At 65.9% G+C, this 17,998-nt stretch carries 15 protein-coding genes; all 15 read right to left on the minus strand.

Translation table 11 applies throughout. From position 1 onward, the window contains the following. Positions 1-37: 37 nt before the first annotated feature. Entirely contained in the window at positions 38-1,825 is a 1,788-nt protein-coding gene (locus BLA15945_RS19615) for an acyl-CoA dehydrogenase C-terminal domain-containing protein (protein ID WP_059233231.1), read from the minus strand. 58 nt (positions 1,826-1,883) lie between these two features. After that, positions 1,884-2,483, minus strand: coding sequence for a TetR/AcrR family transcriptional regulator (locus BLA15945_RS19620; RefSeq protein ID WP_006751498.1), 600 nt, complete (start codon positions 2,481-2,483; stop codon positions 1,884-1,886). A gap of 200 nt (positions 2,484-2,683) precedes the next feature. Beyond that, a complete protein-coding gene (clsB, locus tag BLA15945_RS19625; protein ID WP_059233230.1) occupies positions 2,684-3,958 on the minus strand; it encodes a cardiolipin synthase ClsB in 1,275 nt (424 codons plus the stop codon). Then, the gene (gene nudB, locus BLA15945_RS19630) at positions 3,955-4,449 is read right to left on the minus strand and encodes a dihydroneopterin triphosphate diphosphatase (RefSeq protein ID WP_059233229.1); all 495 of its coding nucleotides are present in this window, start codon (positions 4,447-4,449) and stop codon (positions 3,955-3,957) included. Before nudB ends, clsB begins: the two co-directional genes overlap by 4 nt. Before the next feature lie 160 nt (positions 4,450-4,609). Beyond that, positions 4,610-6,412 carry an aspartate--tRNA ligase gene (gene aspS, locus BLA15945_RS19635; protein WP_059233228.1) on the minus strand — a complete coding sequence of 601 codons (1,803 nt, stop codon included), beginning with the start codon at positions 6,410-6,412 and terminating at the stop codon, positions 4,610-4,612. A 67-nt stretch (positions 6,413-6,479) separates the two neighbouring features. Continuing rightward, positions 6,480-7,130: a DUF502 domain-containing protein gene (locus tag BLA15945_RS19640; RefSeq protein WP_014896080.1), complete on the minus strand. Its 651-nt coding sequence runs from the start codon at positions 7,128-7,130 to the stop codon at positions 6,480-6,482. 61 nt (positions 7,131-7,191) lie between these two features. Continuing rightward, the gene (locus tag BLA15945_RS19645) at positions 7,192-7,539 is read right to left on the minus strand and encodes an FmdB family zinc ribbon protein (RefSeq protein ID WP_059233227.1); all 348 of its coding nucleotides are present in this window, start codon (positions 7,537-7,539) and stop codon (positions 7,192-7,194) included. Positions 7,540-7,634: 95 nt separating this feature from the next. Further along, positions 7,635-8,261 carry a class I SAM-dependent methyltransferase gene (locus tag BLA15945_RS19650; RefSeq protein WP_059233226.1) on the minus strand — a complete coding sequence of 209 codons (627 nt, stop codon included), beginning with the start codon at positions 8,259-8,261 and terminating at the stop codon, positions 7,635-7,637. Positions 8,262-8,278: 17 nt separating this feature from the next. After that, on the minus strand, positions 8,279-9,856 hold the full coding sequence (gene ubiB, locus BLA15945_RS19655; RefSeq protein ID WP_059233225.1) for a ubiquinone biosynthesis regulatory protein kinase UbiB: 1,578 nt from the start codon (positions 9,854-9,856) through the stop codon (positions 8,279-8,281). Between the two features lie 12 nt (positions 9,857-9,868). Beyond that, positions 9,869-10,495, minus strand: coding sequence for a ubiquinone biosynthesis accessory factor UbiJ (locus BLA15945_RS19660; protein ID WP_174993185.1), 627 nt, complete (start codon positions 10,493-10,495; stop codon positions 9,869-9,871). Positions 10,496-10,659: 164 nt separating this feature from the next. Then, positions 10,660-11,691 carry a Tim44 domain-containing protein gene (locus BLA15945_RS19665; RefSeq protein ID WP_059236622.1) on the minus strand — a complete coding sequence of 344 codons (1,032 nt, stop codon included), beginning with the start codon at positions 11,689-11,691 and terminating at the stop codon, positions 10,660-10,662. Positions 11,692-11,732: 41 nt separating this feature from the next. Continuing rightward, positions 11,733-12,464, minus strand: coding sequence for a bifunctional demethylmenaquinone methyltransferase/2-methoxy-6-polyprenyl-1,4-benzoquinol methylase UbiE (gene ubiE, locus BLA15945_RS19670; protein ID WP_174993186.1), 732 nt, complete (start codon positions 12,462-12,464; stop codon positions 11,733-11,735). Between the two features lie 52 nt (positions 12,465-12,516). Then, positions 12,517-12,930: a gamma-butyrobetaine hydroxylase-like domain-containing protein gene (locus tag BLA15945_RS19675; protein ID WP_069747065.1), complete on the minus strand. Its 414-nt coding sequence runs from the start codon at positions 12,928-12,930 to the stop codon at positions 12,517-12,519. Then, complete coding sequence (locus tag BLA15945_RS19680) at positions 12,927-13,370, minus strand: HIT family protein (protein WP_059233221.1); 444 nt, start codon at positions 13,368-13,370, stop codon at positions 12,927-12,929. Before BLA15945_RS19680 ends, BLA15945_RS19675 begins: the two co-directional genes overlap by 4 nt. A gap of 85 nt (positions 13,371-13,455) precedes the next feature. Beyond that, positions 13,456-17,481 carry a DUF3683 domain-containing protein gene (locus BLA15945_RS19685; RefSeq protein WP_174993187.1) on the minus strand — a complete coding sequence of 1,342 codons (4,026 nt, stop codon included), beginning with the start codon at positions 17,479-17,481 and terminating at the stop codon, positions 13,456-13,458. Positions 17,482-17,998: the final 517 nt, after the last annotated feature.

The following is a 17,998-nucleotide window of genomic DNA, read 5'->3' on the forward strand; positions in this document are numbered from 1 at the left end:
TTCGGGCGGCGCGCGGCGCGCACCGCCCGGACTCGCATCAGAACAGCGATTCGTCGACTTCCATCATCGTCTTCGAACCGGCGCGCGCGGCGCGGATCGTCGATGCCGTTTCGGGCAGCAGGCGCGCGAAGTAGAAGCGCGCCGTCGCGAGCTTCGACTTGTAGAACGGGTCGCCCGACGCTTCGTTGTCGAGGGCGAGGCGTGCCATGCGCGCCCAGAAGTACGAGAACACCAGGTGGCCGACGGTACGCAGGTACGGCACGGCGGCAGCGCCGACTTCGTCGGGGTTCTGCATCGCCTTCATGCCGATTTCCATCGTCAGCTTCTGCACCTTGTCGCCGATGTCGGCGAGCGGGTTGATGAACTCGGCCATTTCCGGCTTCACGCCTTCGGCTTCCGCGAATTCCGTCACGAGCTTGCCGAACTTCTTCAGCTTCGCGCCCATGTCGCCGAGCACCTTGCGGCCCAGCAGGTCGAGCGACTGGATCGAGTTCGTGCCTTCGTAGATCATGTTGATCCGCGCGTCGCGCACGTATTGCTCCATGCCCCACTCGGAGATGAAGCCGTGGCCGCCGTAGATCTGCATCGCGTGGTTCGTGCACTCGAACGCGTTGTCGGTCAGGAACGCCTTGATGATCGGCGTGAGCAGCGCGACGAGGTCGGCGGCTTCCTTGCGCACGGCTTCGTCGGCGTGCGACAGTTCCTTGTCGATCTGCAGCGCCGACCAGTACGTGAACGCGCGCGCGCCTTCCGCGTAGGCCTTTTGCGTGAGCAGCATGCGGCGCACGTCCGGGTGCACGATGATCGGGTCGGCCGGCTTGTCCGGTGCCTTCGGGCCCGTCAGCGAGCGCATCTGCAGGCGATCCTTCGCATACGCGAGCGAGTTCTGGTACGCGACTTCCGTGAGGCCGAGACCTTGCGCGCCCACGCCGAGCCGGGCCGCGTTCATCATCACGAACATCGCGTTCAAGCCCTTGTTCGGCTCGCCGACCATCCAGCCCTTCGCGTTGTCGAGGTTCATCACGCACGTCGAGTTGCCGTGGATGCCCATCTTGTGTTCGATCGAGCCGCACTTGATGCCGTTGCGCTCGCCCGGCTCGCCCGCTGCATCGGGAATGAACTTCGGCACGATGAACAGCGAGATCCCCTTCGTACCCTGCGGTGCGTCCGGCAGGCGCGCGAGCACGAGGTGGATGATGTTCGCGGCCATGTCGTGTTCGCCGCTCGAGATGAAGATCTTCGTGCCGCTGATCGAGTACGAGCCGTCGCCGTTCGGTTCGGCCTTGGTGCGCAGGATGCCGAGGTCGGTGCCGCAATGCGGCTCCGTCAGACACATCGTGCCGGTCCATTCGCCGGTCACGAGCTTCGGCAGATAGGCCTTCTGCAGTTCCGGTGCACCGTGCGCGTGCAGGCATTCGTACGCGCCGTGCGACAGGCCCGGATACATCGTCCAGGCCTGGTTCGCCGAATTCATCATTTCATAGAGCGCGTTGTTCACGAACGCGGGCAGGCCCTGGCCGCCGTAGTCCGGATCGCAGCCGAGCGCCGGCCAGCCGGCCTCGACGTATTGCTGGTAGGCCTCCTTGAAGCCGGTCGGGGTCTTCACGACGCCGTCGCCTTCATACGTGCAGCCTTCGCGGTCGCCGACCTGGTTCAGCGGGAACAGTACCTCGGAGCAGAACTTGCCCGCTTCCTCGAGGACCTGGTTGATCGTGTCGGCGTCGAGGTCCGCATGCTTGGGCATTTGCTTGACTTCGGCTTCGACGTTCAGAAGCTCGTGCAACACGAATTGCATGTCGCGCAGCGGCGCGGCGTACTGTCCCATGACTCTCTCCAAAGGTGGGCAAAACGGCTCGAGCTCCTGGCGGGCGGGTCACGCGCCGCTAACGGCTCTCGCTCTGATACGAAACAATCGTCTTTTCCAGCGCGGCCCACGTGAGGCGCACGGCGTCCGGCGAATGCAGGAAACGTGCGTCGTGATGCAGGCCGAGCGTGAAGCTGTACAACTCGAAGAGCATCAGGTCCGGATCCGTATCCGCACGCAGATGGCCTTCTTCCTTCGCCTGCGAAATGGCACGCAGCATCGCGGCACGCCAGGCCGTCACGCTCGCGATCAACTGCTCGCGCACGGGGCTGTCAGGCCGGTCGTCGTACTCGACGGCACCGCTGATGTAGATGCATCCCGTCGTCACCTCCTGGATGCGCTTCTCCGTCCAGCGGGCCAGCATCGCCCGAAGGCGCGGCAAGCCCCGCGGCTCGCGCAGGCTCGGAAAGAACACCTCGTTTTCGAAACGATGGTGATACTCGCGGACGACCTCGACCTGCAGGTCTTCACGCGATCCGAAGTGCGCGAACACACCGCTCTTGCTCATCTGCATGCGCTCGGCCAGCAGGCCGATCGTCAGCCCCTCCAGCCCGTCACGGCTGGCGAGGTCCAAAGCAGCTTCAAGTATCGCGGCACGCGTCTGTTCGCCTTTTCGCATAGCTATTTCTGTAACCGTTCGGGGGTTCGAATAAAATCGAACGGCCGTACTATTATTGAGTGCGGCCGCTCGCGAAACAAGGAAATTATTAGAAACCGGTGTCTAACCGAGCCGCTATTTTGCGCGATTCCGGCGGGACCGGAGCGGCTTTTCCGCACGAACGTGCGGACAGATATTTTGAAGCGAATGCTTAGTCTGCGTCAGTCGTAACCGCCGACCGTCAGCGCCTTCATCACGAGACGGTACGCGGTGTACGCGAGCCAGTTCAGCAACCGCTCGATGCGCGGGCGCGCGGCGAAACGCGCGGGGTCGATCTCCCGGCCATCGGCGAACGCAGACGCGATTGCGTCGCGCAGTTCGTTCGTGACTGCATCGTAGCGCACCAGCACGACATTCGCTTCATTGTTCAGCATCAGGCTCAGCGCGTCCAGGTTCGACGAGCCGACCGTCGCCCAGTTGTCGTCGATCACGGCGACCTTGCCGTGCAGCATCGTCTTGTCGTATTCGGCGACACGCACCCCTGCGCGCAGCAGCGCGTGATAGAGGAACGGCACGGCCGTATCGAGCGCCGCGAACTCCTTGCGGCCGATCAGGATCCGCACGTCGACGCCGCGCCGTGCGGCGCCCGTCAGCGCACGCCGCAGCTTGCGGCCCGGCATGAAGTACGGATTCGCGAGCAGGATCCGCTGGCGCGCCTGGCCGATCGCCGCGAGATACGCCTTCTCGATCGCGCGGCGGTTCACGACGTTGTCGCGCGCGACGAACGCGACGCTCGGCTCGGTCACGACCCTGAGCGCACCGGCCTTGATCCACCGGTGGCTGCGCATCCAGCGCCGGAACATGTCGGGGAACGCTTCACCGCCGTGCAGCCCGGCCGCGTACTGCGCATACGGCTTGTGGCCGAACTGGATCCGGTGCCACTGCAACTCGAATGCGGCGCGCACGTCGGACACGGCAGGCCCCGCCATCTCGACCGCGAAATCCCAGCGCGGAAACGGCAGCGTCGCGCCGTTCTGCGCGTAGTCGTCGACGATGTTGATGCCGCCGCAGAACGCGACCGCGTGATCGATCACCGCGAGCTTGCGGTGCGTGCGCGAGAAGCCGAAGCGGCCGAACAGGAAGCGGTTGTAGATGCAGCGCTCGACGCCGGCCTCGGCCCACGTGTCGAACAGCGGCAGGCGCGCGGTGCCGATGCCGTCGGTGATCACGCGCACGCGCACACCGCGCTGCGCCGCGCGGATCAGCGCGTCCGACACCGGGCGCCCTGCCGCGTCGTCGCAGAAAATGTAGGTTTCGAGCATCACCTGCTCGCGGGCCGCATCGATCCGTTCGATCAGGGCCTTGAAGAATGCGCCGCCGCCCTCGCACAGCCGCACGGTGTTGCCCGACGTGAACGCGAGCCGCGATGCAGAACCGCGTTCCTGCAGGAACATCTGCCGCAATTGCGCGAAGCGCTTGCGGGTCTCCGCATTCATGCGGACGAGCCGTGCGGCGCGCGCGACAGGGCCACACGCGCGGGCAGTTGCAGGATCGCCTCGGCATTCGACGGCGAGAAGCAGCGCGCGGCCGCCTCGCGAAACGGCAGCCACGCATGGTCGACATGCTCGCGCGGCGACAGCGTCACGTCGACGCGCCGCGGCACGCACAGGCCGAACCAGTGCTCGACGTTGCGCGTGACGCCCGGCGCATAGCGGTGCAGGTACTGCGGATAGATCGTGTATTCGATCCGGTGGCGCCAGTCGACGAGCGCGGTGGCCGGCACGTCCGGCGTGCCGACGGCAATGCCGGTTTCCTCGACCACTTCGCGCGCGGCGGTCACCGCGAGCGGCTCGTCGAGCGCGTCCTTCGAGCCGGTGACCGATTGCCAGAAATCGGGCTGGTCGGCACGCTTGATCACGAGCACATCGAGGTCGGGCGTGTAGATCACGACGAGAACGGATTCGGGGATTTTCGGCGGCTTCGTCATCTTTGTTTCATGCGGCACAGGGCCATGCGCCGGCCATGTGCTCCGAACGTACGGCAAGTGCTGCGACTGTACCGCAAAAAATGAAAAAGGCGCATCGCGGCGCCTTTTTCATGGGTGTCGTGTGCGCGTGACCGCACACACGACCGGGTGCGAAAACGCGTTACGCCTTCGGCTGTTCCGGCTGGCGCAGACGGATGTGCAGTTCGCGCAGCTGGCGCTCGTCGACCGGGCTCGGCGCTTGCGTGAGCAGATCCTGCGCACGCTGCGTCTTCGGGAACGCGATCACGTCGCGGATCGAATCGGCGCCGGCCATCATCGTGACGATGCGGTCGAGACCGAATGCGATACCGCCGTGCGGCGGCGCGCCGTACTGCAGCGCGTCCAGCAGGAAGCCGAACTTCAGTTGCGCCTCTTCCGCACCGATCTTCAGCGCGCGGAACACCTTGCTCTGCACTTCCTCGCGGTGGATACGCACCGAACCGCCGCCGATTTCCCAGCCGTTCAGCACCATGTCGTACGCCTTCGCGAGGCAGCGGCCCGGGTCGGTCTCGAGGTACTCGAGGTGCTCGTCCTTCGGGCTCGTGAACGGGTGGTGCGCAGCCACGTAGCGCGCATCTTCGTCGTCGTATTCGAACATCGGGAAGTCGACGACCCACAGCGGCTTCCAGCCGGCCTGGACGAGGCCGTTCGCCTTGCCGAATTCCGAATGACCGATCTTCAGGCGCAGTGCGCCGAGGCTGTCGTTGACGACCTTCGCGCGGTCGGCCGCGAAGAAGATGATGTCGCCGTCTTCCGCGCCGGTGCGCTCGAGGATCGCCGCGATCGATGCGTCGTGCAGGTTCTTGACGATCGGGCTCTGCAGGCCGTCGCGGCCCTTCGCCTTCTCGTTGACCTTGATCCAGGCGAGGCCCTTCGCGCCGTAGATACGCACGAATTCCGTGTAGCCGTCGATGTCGCCGCGCGACAGTTCGCTGCCCTTCGGTACGCGCAGCGCCGCAACACGGCCGTCCTTCGCGTTGGCCGGCGTGCTGAACACCTTGAAGTCGACGTCCTTCATCGCGTCGGTCAGCTCGGTGAATTCGAGCTGCACGCGCAGGTCCGGCTTGTCCGAACCGAAACGCGCCATCGCTTCCGAGTACGGCATCACCGGGAATTTCGCGTCGAGCTCGACGTCGATCGTCGTCTTGAAGATGTGACGGATCATGTCTTCGAACAGGTCACGGATTTCCTGCTCGCCCAGGAACGACGTTTCGCAGTCGATCTGCGTGAATTCCGGCTGACGGTCGGCGCGGAGGTCTTCGTCGCGGAAGCACTTGGTGATCTGGTAGTAACGGTCGAAGTTCGCGACCATCAGCAGCTGCTTGAACAGCTGCGGCGACTGCGGCAGCGCGAAGAACTGGCCCGCGTTCACGCGCGACGGCACGAGGTAGTCGCGCGCGCCTTCCGGCGTGCTCTTCGTCAGCATCGGCGTTTCGATGTCGATGAAGCCCTGCTCGTCGAGGTACTTGCGTGCCTCGATCGCGACGCGGTAGCGCAGGCGCAGGTTGTGCTGCATCTGCGGGCGACGCAGGTCGAGCACGCGGTGCGTGAGGCGCGTCGTTTCCGACAGGTTGTCGTCGTCGAGCTGGAACGGCGGCGTGACCGACGCGTTCAGCACGATCAGTTCGTGGCACAGCACTTCGATCTTGCCGCTCTTCAGGCCGGCGTTGACCGTGCCTTCCGGACGGTTGCGCACGAGGCCCTTGATCTGCACGCAGAACTCGTTGCGCACGCCTTCGGCGGTCGCGAACATCTCGGCGCGATCCGGGTCGCACACCACCTGCACGAGGCCTTCACGATCGCGCAGGTCGATGAAGATCACACCGCCGTGATCGCGGCGGCGCTGCACCCAGCCGCACAGCGACACGGTTTGGCCCAGCAGGTGTTCGGTCACGAGACCGCAGTATTCAGTACGCATCGACATGATGTTTGCTTTCGTTCGGTTTGATCAACGGGCGCCGCAACGCGCGGCCCGGGCGATGATTCTTTACTTACAGCGGCGGCTCGACGGGGCGGCGGGCGGGCGCCGGAGCCGGCGCCGGAGGCGCCACGACGCCCATCGAGACGATGTACTTGAGCGCGGCATCGACCGACATGTCGAGTTCGATGACTTCGCTCTTCGGCAGCATCAGGAAGAAGCCCGACGTCGGGTTCGGCGTCGTGGGCACGTACACGCTCACGTACTCTTCCGTCAGATGGTTGACCACGTCGCCGCCGGGCGCGCCGGTCAGAAACGCGATCGTATACGAGCCGCGGCGCGGGTATTCGATCAGCAGCGCCTTGCGGAACGCGTTGCCGCTGCTCGACAGCAGCGTGTCCGACACCTGCTTGACGCTCGTGTAGATCGGCCCGACGACCGGGATGTGACGCACGACCGCGTTCCACCACGTGACGAGCTTCTGGCCGATGAAGTTGCGCGTGGCCAGCCCGACGACGAAGATGAACGCGAGCGTCAGCACCGCGCCGATCCCCGGCAGATGGAAGCCGAGCATCCGCTCGGGCTGCCACGATTCGGGCAGCAGGAGCAGCGTCTGGTCCATCGTGCCGATGATGAGGCCGAGCACCCACAGCGTGATCGCGAGCGGGACGAGAACCAGCAGGCCGGTCAGAAACACCGATTTCAGGGTCGTCTTTTTCATCATCTGCCGTCAATGAACCGCGCCGGCGGCGCGGGTTGGTCGCGACCCGGCCGGGCCGCGACGGTCAACTGCTGGCGGCGGGCGCTGCGGCCGGTGCAGGCGCGGCGCTCGTCGTCGTGCTGTCGGAAGAGCTTGCGGCAGCCGGCGCGGCTGCTGCGGGCGCGGCTTCCGCCGAAGCGGCCGGCGCCGCGTCACCCGACGCCGTCGCCGGTGCGCTGGTGCCGCCCGAACCGCCGCGGAAATCGGTGACATACCACCCCGAGCCCTTCAGCTGGAAACCGGCGGCAGTCACCTGCTTGCGAAAAGCATCCTTCCCGCATTCAGGGCATTGCGACAGCGGCGCGTCGCTCATCTTCTGGAGCACGTCCTTCGCGAAACCGCACGCTTCGCATCGATAGGCGTAGATCGGCATGATATTTTTCCCGCAGAAACTGGAAACGGCTTGCAAAACCTTGAATTATAGCTGAAACCCTGGCGCGCTCCGGCAATGGCCGTGACACCCGCCCATCAGCGGCGGCGCCACGTGAGCCAGCGCTCGTGCCCTTCGAACACGGCCAGCGAATCGGTCACGGGCAAATCCTCGATCAGCTCGAAGTGCGGCGCGAGCAACGCGTCGAGTTCCGCACGCCCGATTCCGAACGGCGGCCCCTTCGGTTTCGCCATCACGAAGAAATAGCCGGCCAGCAATCCGTGCGCCGGCAACAGCTCGGCCATCCGAGCCGCATAGCCGGCCCGCATGGCCGGCGGCAGCGCACACAGGAACGCGCGCTCGTACACCCACTGCACGTCGAACGGCGGCCGGTACGTGAAGAAATCGGCCTGCTCGACGACGTCCGCATGCGCGCCGAGCTGCGCCTTCGCGGCAGCTACCGCCTGCGCGGCGAAATCGATCGCACGCACCGGCCAACCGGCCTGCGCGAGCCACCCGGCCTCCTGCGCACTGCCGCAACCGGGAATCAGTACCGTGCACGGCTCGAGCCGGTGCGCGAACACGCGAAAGCCGTCGGGCACGCCGCCGAATTCCCACGGCGTCACGCCGCGCGCGAAACGCTCGTCCCAGAACGATGCCTTGGCCGGGTCGCGCGTCGCGAAATCGGCGGCCGTCGGTGCGGCCGGTTGCTTAGGATCGGGCATCGTCGTACTCCTTTCGGTCAGGCGCCGTAGGCGAGCGCGAGCAATACGCGCGCGACCAGCGCCCCGACACCGACCGCCAGGCCGAAGATCAGCAGCGCCTGCAACAACCGGTTCGTCCGTTTCTGCTCGACGAGGACCTGGCGCATCAGCTCCTCGCTCGCGGCGCGCGGCGCATCGTGGCGCGCGGCCATCGCGTGATGGATCAGGCGCGGCAGTTGCGGCAGCGTCTTGCTCCACTGCGGCGCCTCGACCTTGAAGCGCTCGTACCAGCCGCGCAGGCCGATCTGCTCGGTCATCCAGCGTTCGAGGTACGGCTTCGCGGTCTTCCACAGATCGAGTTCGGGATCGAGCGAGCGGCCGAGCCCTTCGACGTTGAGCATCGTCTTTTGCAGCAGCACGAGCTGCGGCTGGATCTCGACGTTGAAGCGGCGCGACGTCGAGAACAGGCGCATCAGCACCTGGCCGAGCGAGATGTCCTTCAGCGCGCGGTCGAAGTACGGCTCGCATACGGCGCGGATTGCGCTTTCGAGTTCCTCGACACGCGTCTCGGGCGGCACCCAGCCCGATTCCAGGTGCAGCGTTGCGACGCGGTGATAGTCACGCTTGAAGAACGCGAGGAAGTTCTGCGCGAGGTAGTTCTTGTCGAAATCGGACAGCGCGCCGACGATCCCGAAATCGAGCGCGATGTAGCGCCCGAACGTGCTCGGGTCGAGGCTCACCTGGATGTTGCCGGGGTGCATGTCCGCATGGAAGAAACCGTCGCGGAACACCTGCGTGAAGAAGATCTCGACGCCTTCGCGCGCGAGCTTCTTGATGTCGACGCCGGCCGAGCGCAGCGTCTCGACCTGGCTGATCGGCACGCCCGTCATGCGCTCCATCACGAGCACCTGCGACGTCGAGAAATCCCAGAACATCTCGGGCACGAGCAGCAGGTCGAGGCCCGCGAAGTTGCGGCGCAGCTGGCTGCCGTTCGCGGCCTCGCGCATCAGGTCGAGCTCGTCGTGCAGGTACTTGTCGAATTCGGCGACGACTTCGCGCGGCTTCAGGCGGCGGCCGTCGGCCCACATGCGCTCGGTCCAGATCGCGATGTCGCGCATCAGCGCGAGATCCGAGTCGATCACGGACAGCATGTTCGGGCGCAGCACCTTCACCGCAACGGCCTTGCCCGCGTGTACGCCCTGCTTCAGCTTCGCGAAATGCACCTGCGCGATCGATGCGCTCGCGATCGGCTCGCGCTCGAATTCGTCGAACAGCTCGTCGACCGGCGCCCCGAGCGACTTCTCGATGATCGCGATCGCGACAGCGGAATCGAACGGCGGCACCTGATCCTGCAGCTTCGCGAGTTCGTTCGCGAAATCGACCGACAGCAGGTCGCGGCGCGTCGACAGCACCTGGCCGAACTTCACGAAGATCGGGCCGAGGCTTTCGAGCGCGTGACGCAGCCGCACGGCGGGCGGATCGGAATAGCGGCGGCCGATCGTCGTGATCCGCAGCAGCAGCTTCACGCGCCGGTCGTCGATCCGGGACAGCATCACTTCGTCGAGACCAAAACGGATGACGGTGTAGACAATCTTGATGAAACGGAAAATGCGCATGCCCTGCGGCCCTCAGTGCGCGCCGCGCGGGCCTGGGCCCGTGCGCGCGCCGATTTTTTGTTCGAGTCGCTCGACCCGCTTTTCGACCCGCGCGAGCGCATCGCGTGCGCGCGCCAGTTCGGCGTCGAAGCCGCCGAGCGACGTGCGCCGGACGACTTGCGGGTTCTCGTCGAGCCAGTATTCGGCGACGGAATCGAGCACGTTGCGGCCGGTGCGTCGTGCGCGTGCACCGGCATCGCGCACGACCGTCGCGATCCGGAATGCCGCCGCGTCGCCGACCAGCTTCGCGAGATCTTCTTCAGGTTCCCAGCGCAGGTGCTCGGCCAGCTTCGCGATCTGCGTCGCGAATTCCGCGTCGCCCTCGATCTTCACGTGCTTCATCACGGCCGCCTGGCCGCCCTGCAGAAACGCGGCGACGGTATCGCCCGCGAGTGCGATCGACACGTCGACCCGTTGCGCATCGTGCGCGTCGACGGCGGTCAGATAGCCGTCGGGCTGCACCAGCAGCGTGAGCGTGACGGGGGGCACGTCGATCCGGGCAGTCTTGCCCGCATAGGGAATCAGGCGGTCGCGCGCCCACGATTCGCGCGCGAGCAGGTGATTGACGGCAGCAGCAAAAGGCTTGGCGGCAAAGGTCATCGGGCTGGGAAAGAAAAAACCCGCGCAGGCCGGGCGCCCACGCGGGTTTCTATTGTAACGTCGGATCGTCGGCAGACCGTGCCTGACCGTACACCCGGGCGGCAAGCGGTCGCAGTGCGGCGGCCGTCGCCCGGGTGCCCGGCGGCGCGGGCCGCCGAACACGCTCAGTGCGTGTTGATCTGCTGGATACCCGCGAGCAGCCAGCCCTGGCTGCCCGACTTCGCCAGGTTCCACACCTCGTCGAACGGTGCGGCCGACGCGCTCGCCGATTCGCGGATCAGGCCGTGGAAACGCACGCTCGCCGACTGCTCGATGCCGCGATCCTCGATGGCAACCAGCTCCGCGTCGAGCTGCACGACGTCGGTCTGGTTCGCCTCGTTGCCGCGCGAATCGAGGTCGATCTTGATCTCGGCGAACATTTCGGGCGTCGTGAACTCGCGAATGTCGGCCAGGTTGCCCTGGTCCCACGCCGCCTGCAGGCGCACGAAGTAGACCTTCGCGCTGCGCAGGAACGCTTCGGTGTCGAAGCCGGCCGGCACCTGGAGCGGTGCTGCCGCAGCCGCTGCCGTGCCGGCGGCCGCTGCACCGCCGCCGAACACGCCCTGCGCTTCGTTCGCATAGCTGCTGCCGCTGCCCGCGTAATTGCTGCCGGTATTGCTTTGCTGGAACGACGGGCTTTGCGAGTAGCCACCCGACGACGACGCCGAGCCGCCGACCGAGTACGCCGGCTCCTGCGGGCGACGGCGGTTCATGAACTTGCGGATCAGCCAGATACCGACCATCGCGAGCAGCGCGATCACGATGACGTTCGCCATCATGCTCGCGAATGCGCCGCCGAGGCCGAAGTGCGACAGCAGCGCCGCGATGCCGAGACCGGCCGCGAGACCGGCGATCGGCCCGAGCCAGCGCGAGCGGTTGGGCTGCGCGGCCGGCGTGGGCGTGGCCGGGTTCGCACGCTGCGCCTGCGACGGCGCGGCCTGCTGCATCGGCTGCTGTGCGGGCGGCGTGGCCTGGCGCTGCGTGACGGTGGAATTCTGCCGGCCGATGCTGCGCCCGCCGCCCATGCGCTTGGCTTCAGCGTCGAGCGATGCGAACGTGCCGGCCGTGAGCAGGCCGACCATCAGCAGTGTGCCGACTCGTCGAGCCCACGGCTTCGACGGCTTGCTACGGTTGAACAACGAACGCGTTTCGGACATCAGCTTCTCCAAATGTAAGGCGAATGTATGGAAAGAACCCCTTAGTACTTGGTTCCCATGTGTAAAGCTACCACGCCACCTGACAAATTGTAATATTTGACGGCATCGAGGCCCGCTTGTTCCATCATCGTCTTCAGCGTGTCCTGATCGGGGTGCATCCGGATAGATTCAGCAAGATACCGGTAACTTTCAGCATCTTTCGCGAACTTGCCGCCAAGCCACGGTAATACTTTGAAAGAATACAGATCGTACGCTTTTTTCAGCGGATCCCAGACTTTCGAGAATTCCAGCACCATCACGCGGCCGCCGGGCTTCGTCACGCGGCGCATCTCGGCCAGCGCGGCGTCCTTGTGGGTCATGTTGCGCAGCCCGAACGCGACCGTGACCACATCGAAGTAGTTGTCCGGAAAGGGAATTTTCTCGGCGTCGCACAGCAGCGACGGCGTCACGAACCCCTTGTCGAGCAACCGGTCGCGGCCGACGCGCAGCATCGATTCGTTGATGTCCGTGTGCCACACCTCGCCCGTCGGCCCGGCCGCCTTCTTGAACGATTTCGTCAGGTCGCCGGTGCCGGCCGCGATATCGAGCACCTTGAAACCGGGGCGCACGTTCGCCTGCGCGATCGTGAACGCCTTCCACGCGCGGTGCATGCCCGCCGACATCAGGTCGTTCATCAGATCGTAGTTGCTCGCGACCGAATGGAACACTCCCGCCACTTTCTTCGCTTTTTCGTTTTCCTCGACGCTTTCGAAGCCGAAGTGGGTTTTGCTCATCGCGTTGATCCTCAGTAAATGGCAAGACGGCGCCGAGCGGGCGCCGTCGATTTCAGTGGCAGTGGCCGTGCGGCGCGGAGGCCGCCTGCATCGGTGCGTCGCGCTCGACGCCCGCCGCCTTCAGTTTGTCGAAATAGTCGCGCCACAGCGCGTCCTGCTGCGTCGCCAGCTCGTACAGCAGATCCCACGAGTAGATGCCGGTCGAATGGCCGTCGGAGAAGGTCGGCTGCAGCGCGTAGTTGCCGACGCCCTCGAGCGCCGTGATCGTCACTTCGCGCTTGCCGGTCTGCAGCGTCTCCTGTCCGGGCCCGTGGCCGCGCACCTCGGCCGACGGCGAATAGACGCGCATCAGCTCGAACGGAATCCGGTAGCTGTCGCCGTTCGGGTACTGCAATTCGAGCACGCGCGACACCGCGTGCACGACGACGCCGGACGGAATCGGCGTCGTGGAAGTCAAACCGCTCATGGCTGCCTCGAATCGGTCATGCGTTGAATTTCCTCGCGCACCGCATTGTGCAGCAGCGAGGCCTGCGCAGCGCGCGAGCGCAGCAGCGCCTCGGACACGCTGCGCTGGCGCGGCGCCCAGACGGGCTGCGGGAAGTGGGCGTCGTTGGAAAAGCGCGGGATCACGTGCCAGTGCACGTGCGGCACCATGTTGCCGAGGCTCGCGAGATTCACCTTGTTCGGCTGCATCACACGGCGCACGGCCCGCTCGACCGCGTAGACCACGCGCATCAGGTGTGCCCGCTCGGGTTCGCCGAGATCGGAGAATTCGGCCACGTGCGCGCCCCAGATTACCCGGCAGAAGCCCGGATACTCGTGCTCGCCCGTCGCGAGGACGACGCGCACCGCATCGTCGCGCCAGAGCAGCTCGCCGCCGTCTTCACGGCAAAACACGCATTCCATCGTCGCTCCCATGTGGACGGGCGCCGGCATTGCTGCGCCGGCGCCCGCTCATTCCTGGCCCGGTCGGGCGGTCGTCATGCCCGCATTAGACCAGCACGCGCTCGATCCCGCCATTGTTCGCGCGTGCGACATAATCGGCCATCCAGTTCTCGCCGAGCACCTGACGCGCAATTTCGACCACGATGTAGTCGGCTTCGAGGTTCGCGTCCTCGCTGTAGCGCGACAGGCCCTGCAGGCACGACGGGCAGCTCGTCAGGATCTTCACGTCCGGGCCGTTCGCGGCCGCGGCGGCCGGCGCCGCCGCATCGCCGGCCACGACCGGGATCGCGCGCAGCTTCGCGGCGCCCTTGCGGATCTCCTCTTCCTTGCGGAAGCGGACCTGCGTCGAAATGTCCGGGCGCGTGACCGCGAGCGTGCCCGATTCGCCGCAGCAGCGCTCGTTCTTCTCGATCTTGTAGCCGTCCTTTTCCGAACCCATCAGCTCGTTGACGAGCTTCACCGGATCCATCGTCTTGATCGGCGTGTGGCACGGGTCGTGATACATGTAGCGCGTGCCCGACACGCCGTCGAGCTTCATCCCCTTCTCGAGCAGGAACTCGTGGATGTCGATGATCCGGCAGCCCGGGAAGATCTTGTCGAATTCGTAGCCGGCGAGCTGGTCGTAGCAGGTGCCGCACGACACGACCACCGTCTTGATATCGAGGTAGTTCAGCGTGTTCGCGACACGGTGGAACAGCACGCGGTTATCCGTGACGATCTTCTCGGCCTTGTCGTACTGGCCCGAGCCGCGCTGCGGATAGCCGCAGCACAGGTAGCCCGGCGGCAGCACCGTCTGCACGCCGGCTTCCCACAGCATCGCCTGCGTCGCGAGGCCGACCTGCGAGAACAGGCGCTCGGAGCCGCAGCCCGGGAAGTAGAACACCGCTTCCGAATCGACGGTCGTCGACTTCGGGTTGCGGATGATCGGCACGATCTTGTTGTCCTCGATGTCGAGCAGCGCGCGCGCCGTCTTCTTCGGCAGGTTGCCCGGCATCTTCTTGTTGACGAAGTGGATCACCTGCTCGACGACGGGCGGCTTGCCGGTCGTCGCGGGCGGGTGCTGCGTCTGCTTCGTCACGACCTTCTTCAGCATGTCGTTCGCGAAGCGCTGCACCTTGTAGCCGACGCCCATCATCACCGTGCGCGCGGCGTTGATCGTCTGCGGATTGGTCGCGTTCAGGAAGAACATGCCGGCCGCATTGCCGGCGTTGAACTTCTTCTTGCCCATCTTGCGCAACAGGTTGCGCATGTTCATCGTGACGTCGCCGAAGTCGATCTTCACCGGGCACGGCGTCGCGCACTTGTGGCACACCGTGCAGTGGTCGGCCACGTCGTTGAACTCGTCCCAATGCTTGATCGACACGCCGCGGCGCGTCTGCTCTTCGTACAGGAACGCCTCGACCAGCAGCGAGGTCGCGAGGATCTTGTTGCGCGGGCTGTACAGCAGGTTCGCGCGCGGCACGTGCGTCGCGCACACCGGCTTGCACTTGCCGCAGCGCAGGCAGTCCTTCACCGAATCGGCGATCGCGCCGATGTCGGACTGCTGCATGATCAGCGACTCGTAGCCCATCAGCCCGAAGCTGGGCGTATAGGCGTTGCGCAGATCGGCGCCGTCGAGCAGCTTGCCCTTGTTGAAGCGTCCGTTCGGGTCGACGCGCTGCTTGTACGCGCGGAACTCGGCGATCTCGTCGTCGGTCAGGAACTCGAGCTTCGTGATGCCGATCCCGTGTTCGCCGGAAATCACGCCGTCGAGCGAGCGCGCGAGCTTCATGATGCGTGCGACCGACGCGTGCGCGTCCTGCAGCATCTCGTAGTTGTCGGAGTTGACCGGGATGTTCGTGTGAACGTTGCCGTCGCCCGCGTGCATGTGCAGCGCGACGAACACGCGGCCGCGCAGCACGCGCTTGTGGATCGCCTGCGCTTCGTCGAGGATCTGCTTGAACGCGCCGCCGTTGAAGATCGCGCGCAGCTCCGCGCGGATCTCCTGCTTCCACGAGATGCGGACCGTGCGGTCCTGCGAGATGTGGAACACGGTCGCGCCCGGCTGTTCGTCCGCGCGATCCGCGAACCTCTCGGCGAGCGCCTCGTAGCCGAGCTGCACGAGGTAGTGCTGCGCCTCGCGCAACGGCTGGTCGAGCCGGTCGCGCACGAATTCCCAGCGTGCGCGCACGCGCTTGAGCAGTTCCAGCGCCTGCTGCACGCGGTCTTCCAGCAGTTCGGCGCTCGGGATTTCGTTCGCATCGTCGGTCTTGCCGAGCGGCAGGTTGCCGCCGCGGAAGAACGCTTCCAGCGCGTCGACGAGTTGCAGCTTGTTCTTCAGCGACAGCTCGATGTTGATCCGCTCGATGCCGTCGGTGTACTCGCCCATCCGGTTCAGCGGGATCACGACGTCTTCGTTGATCTTGAACGCGTTCGTGTGCTTCGCGATCGCGGCCGTGCGGCTGCGGTCGAGCCAGAAGCGCTTGCGCGCCTCCGCGCTGATCGCGACGAAGCCTTCGCCGCTCTTGCCGTTCGCCATCCGGATCACTTCGGACGTCGCGTGCGCCACTGCGTCGGCGTCATCGCCGACGATGTCGCCGATCAGCACCATCTTCGGGAACGCGTTGCGCTTGCTCTTCGTCGCGTAGCCGACCGCGCGCAGGTAGCGCTCGTCGAGGTGCTCGAGACCCGCGAGGATCGCGCCGCCCTGCTTCGACGTCTCGAACAGGTAGTCCTTGATCTCGACGATGCTCGGGATCGCCTCGCGCGCCTGGCCGAAGAACTCGAGGCAGACGGTGCGCGTGTGCGCGGGCATCTTGTGCAGCACCCAGCGGGCGGACGTGATGAGCCCGTCGCAGCCTTCCTTCTGCACGCCCGGCAGGCCGGCGAGGAACTTGTCGGTCACGTCCTTGCCGAGCCCTTCCTTGCGGAACCGGCGGCCTTCGATCTCGAGCATCTCGCTCTTCAGCAGCTTCTCGCCCGGCGCATACGCACCGTCGAACCACTTCAGCTCGAAACGCGCGACCGCGATGTCGTGGATCTTGCCCTGGTTGTGCTCGTGGCGCGTGACTTCGAGCCAGTTGCCGTCCGGGTCGACCATCCGCCACCAGGCCAGGTTGTCGAGCGCGGTGCCCCACAGCACGGCCTTCTTGCCGCCCGCGTTCATCGCGACGTTGCCGCCGATGCACGATGCGTCGAGCGACGTCGGATCGACCGCGAACACGTAACCGGCCGCCTCGGCCGCTTCCGTCACGCGGCGCGTGACGACGCCCGCGCCGGAGAAGATCGTCGGCACCTTGTGCGCGACGCCCGGCAGTTCGGTCAGCTCGACCGCGCCGAGCTGCTCGAGCTTTTCCGTGTTGATCACCGCGGAGAACGGCGTGAGCGGCACCGCGCCGCCCGTGTAGCCGGTGCCGCCGCCGCGCGGGATCACGGTCAGGCCGAGCTCGAAGCAGGCCTTGATCAGCGCCGCGATCTCGGCTTCGGTGTCGGGCGTCAGCACGACGAACGGGTATTCGACGCGCCAGTCGGTCGCGTCGGTCACGTGCGACACGCGCGACAGCCCGTCGAAGCGGATGTTGTCCTTTTCCGTGCAGCGGCCGAGCGCCTTGGTCGCGCGACGGCGCAGGTCGGCCATCTTCTCGAATTCGTCGGCGAAGTCGTTGACCGCGCGCTGCGCGGCGGTTTCGAGCATCTCGACACGCAATGCGCGCTCGCGGCCCGCGTCGTCGCGGTGCGCGGTGAGATCCGCGTTGCGGCGCTTGCCGATCTCGGTCAGGCGGTGGTTCAGCGCCTCGATCAGCAACGCGCGGCGCTTCGGGTTGTCGAGCAGGTCGTCCTGCAGGTACGGGTTGCGGCGCACAACCCAGATGTCGCCGAGCACTTCATACAGCATCCGTGCCGAGCGACCCGTGCGGCGCTCGGCGCGCAGTTCGTCGAGCACCGACCACGCCTCTTCGCCGAGCAGGCGGATCACGATCTCGCGATCCGAGAAGGACGTGTAGTTATAGGGAATCTCGCGCAAGCGGGGCGCGGGGTCGGCGGCGACGGCGGCGGCCGCGCCATGCGGATCGAAAACTTGTGGTGCGTTCATGTTCGGACGACTCGGAGGGCCGATACACCGTGCACGGGCGTCGGCAAGCGCGTAGGCGCAATCTTGGGGAAATCTGTTCTGTTACCAGACGCGCGGCTGTCCTTCATGGGGCCGGAGCGGGCGACTTGCCCCTCCTGGCCGGCGACAGGGCCTGGCGGCACTCGGAACGATCAGCACGATCGCGCGCGGCGCGCATGCCGTTCGGCCGCGGGGCTGGCTGCGCGCGGCGTCGGCTTCAACGGTGCGATCCGAGGGTGCCTCTGCATCTTCCGAATCCTTGATTCAAAACGGAATTCTAACCCATGATCGCACCATCCGTGACACGCCGGACAGGTCGTGGGGCTATCGCCGCCAGCCGCGCCGGGCGGGGTTCGGCGCGGTTTCGTGCGATCATTCGCCGCCCGTCCGGTCGGTAACCATTCGGTTAAGCCGGTAAAAAAGGGACGTTCCGTGTCGCGAACGCCCCGTCCGCGCGGCGCCGCGACCGCTCGCCCGGCATGCCGCTTGCATGCGGGCG

The sequence above is a fragment of the Burkholderia arboris genome (assembly GCF_902499125.1).
GTDB lineage: Bacteria > Pseudomonadota > Gammaproteobacteria > Burkholderiales > Burkholderiaceae > Burkholderia > Burkholderia arboris.

What these genes read in the sequence shown, in the direction of transcription:
- BLA15945_RS19615 (WP_059233231.1), bottom strand. Translation starts at nt 1,825, where the DNA reads ATGGGACAGTACGCCGCGCCGCTGCGCGACATGCAATTCGTGTTGCAC.
- BLA15945_RS19620 (WP_006751498.1), bottom strand. Translation starts at nt 2,483, where the DNA reads ATGCGAAAAGGCGAACAGACGCGTGCCGCGATACTTGAAGCTGCTTTG.
- clsB (WP_059233230.1), bottom strand. Translation starts at nt 3,958, where the DNA reads ATGAATGCGGAGACCCGCAAGCGCTTCGCGCAATTGCGGCAGATGTTC.
- nudB (WP_059233229.1), bottom strand. Translation starts at nt 4,449, where the DNA reads ATGACGAAGCCGCCGAAAATCCCCGAATCCGTTCTCGTCGTGATCTAC.
- aspS (WP_059233228.1), bottom strand. Translation starts at nt 6,412, where the DNA reads ATGTCGATGCGTACTGAATACTGCGGTCTCGTGACCGAACACCTGCTG.
- BLA15945_RS19640 (WP_014896080.1), bottom strand. Translation starts at nt 7,130, where the DNA reads ATGATGAAAAAGACGACCCTGAAATCGGTGTTTCTGACCGGCCTGCTG.
- BLA15945_RS19645 (WP_059233227.1), bottom strand. Translation starts at nt 7,539, where the DNA reads ATGCCGATCTACGCCTATCGATGCGAAGCGTGCGGTTTCGCGAAGGAC.
- BLA15945_RS19650 (WP_059233226.1), bottom strand. Translation starts at nt 8,261, where the DNA reads ATGCCCGATCCTAAGCAACCGGCCGCACCGACGGCCGCCGATTTCGCG.
- ubiB (WP_059233225.1), bottom strand. Translation starts at nt 9,856, where the DNA reads ATGCGCATTTTCCGTTTCATCAAGATTGTCTACACCGTCATCCGTTTT.
- BLA15945_RS19660 (WP_174993185.1), bottom strand. Translation starts at nt 10,495, where the DNA reads ATGACCTTTGCCGCCAAGCCTTTTGCTGCTGCCGTCAATCACCTGCTC.
- BLA15945_RS19665 (WP_059236622.1), bottom strand. Translation starts at nt 11,691, where the DNA reads ATGTCCGAAACGCGTTCGTTGTTCAACCGTAGCAAGCCGTCGAAGCCG.
- ubiE (WP_174993186.1), bottom strand. Translation starts at nt 12,464, where the DNA reads ATGAGCAAAACCCACTTCGGCTTCGAAAGCGTCGAGGAAAACGAAAAA.
- BLA15945_RS19675 (WP_069747065.1), bottom strand. Translation starts at nt 12,930, where the DNA reads ATGAGCGGTTTGACTTCCACGACGCCGATTCCGTCCGGCGTCGTCGTG.
- BLA15945_RS19680 (WP_059233221.1), bottom strand. Translation starts at nt 13,370, where the DNA reads ATGGAATGCGTGTTTTGCCGTGAAGACGGCGGCGAGCTGCTCTGGCGC.
- BLA15945_RS19685 (WP_174993187.1), bottom strand. Translation starts at nt 17,481, where the DNA reads ATGAACGCACCACAAGTTTTCGATCCGCATGGCGCGGCCGCCGCCGTC.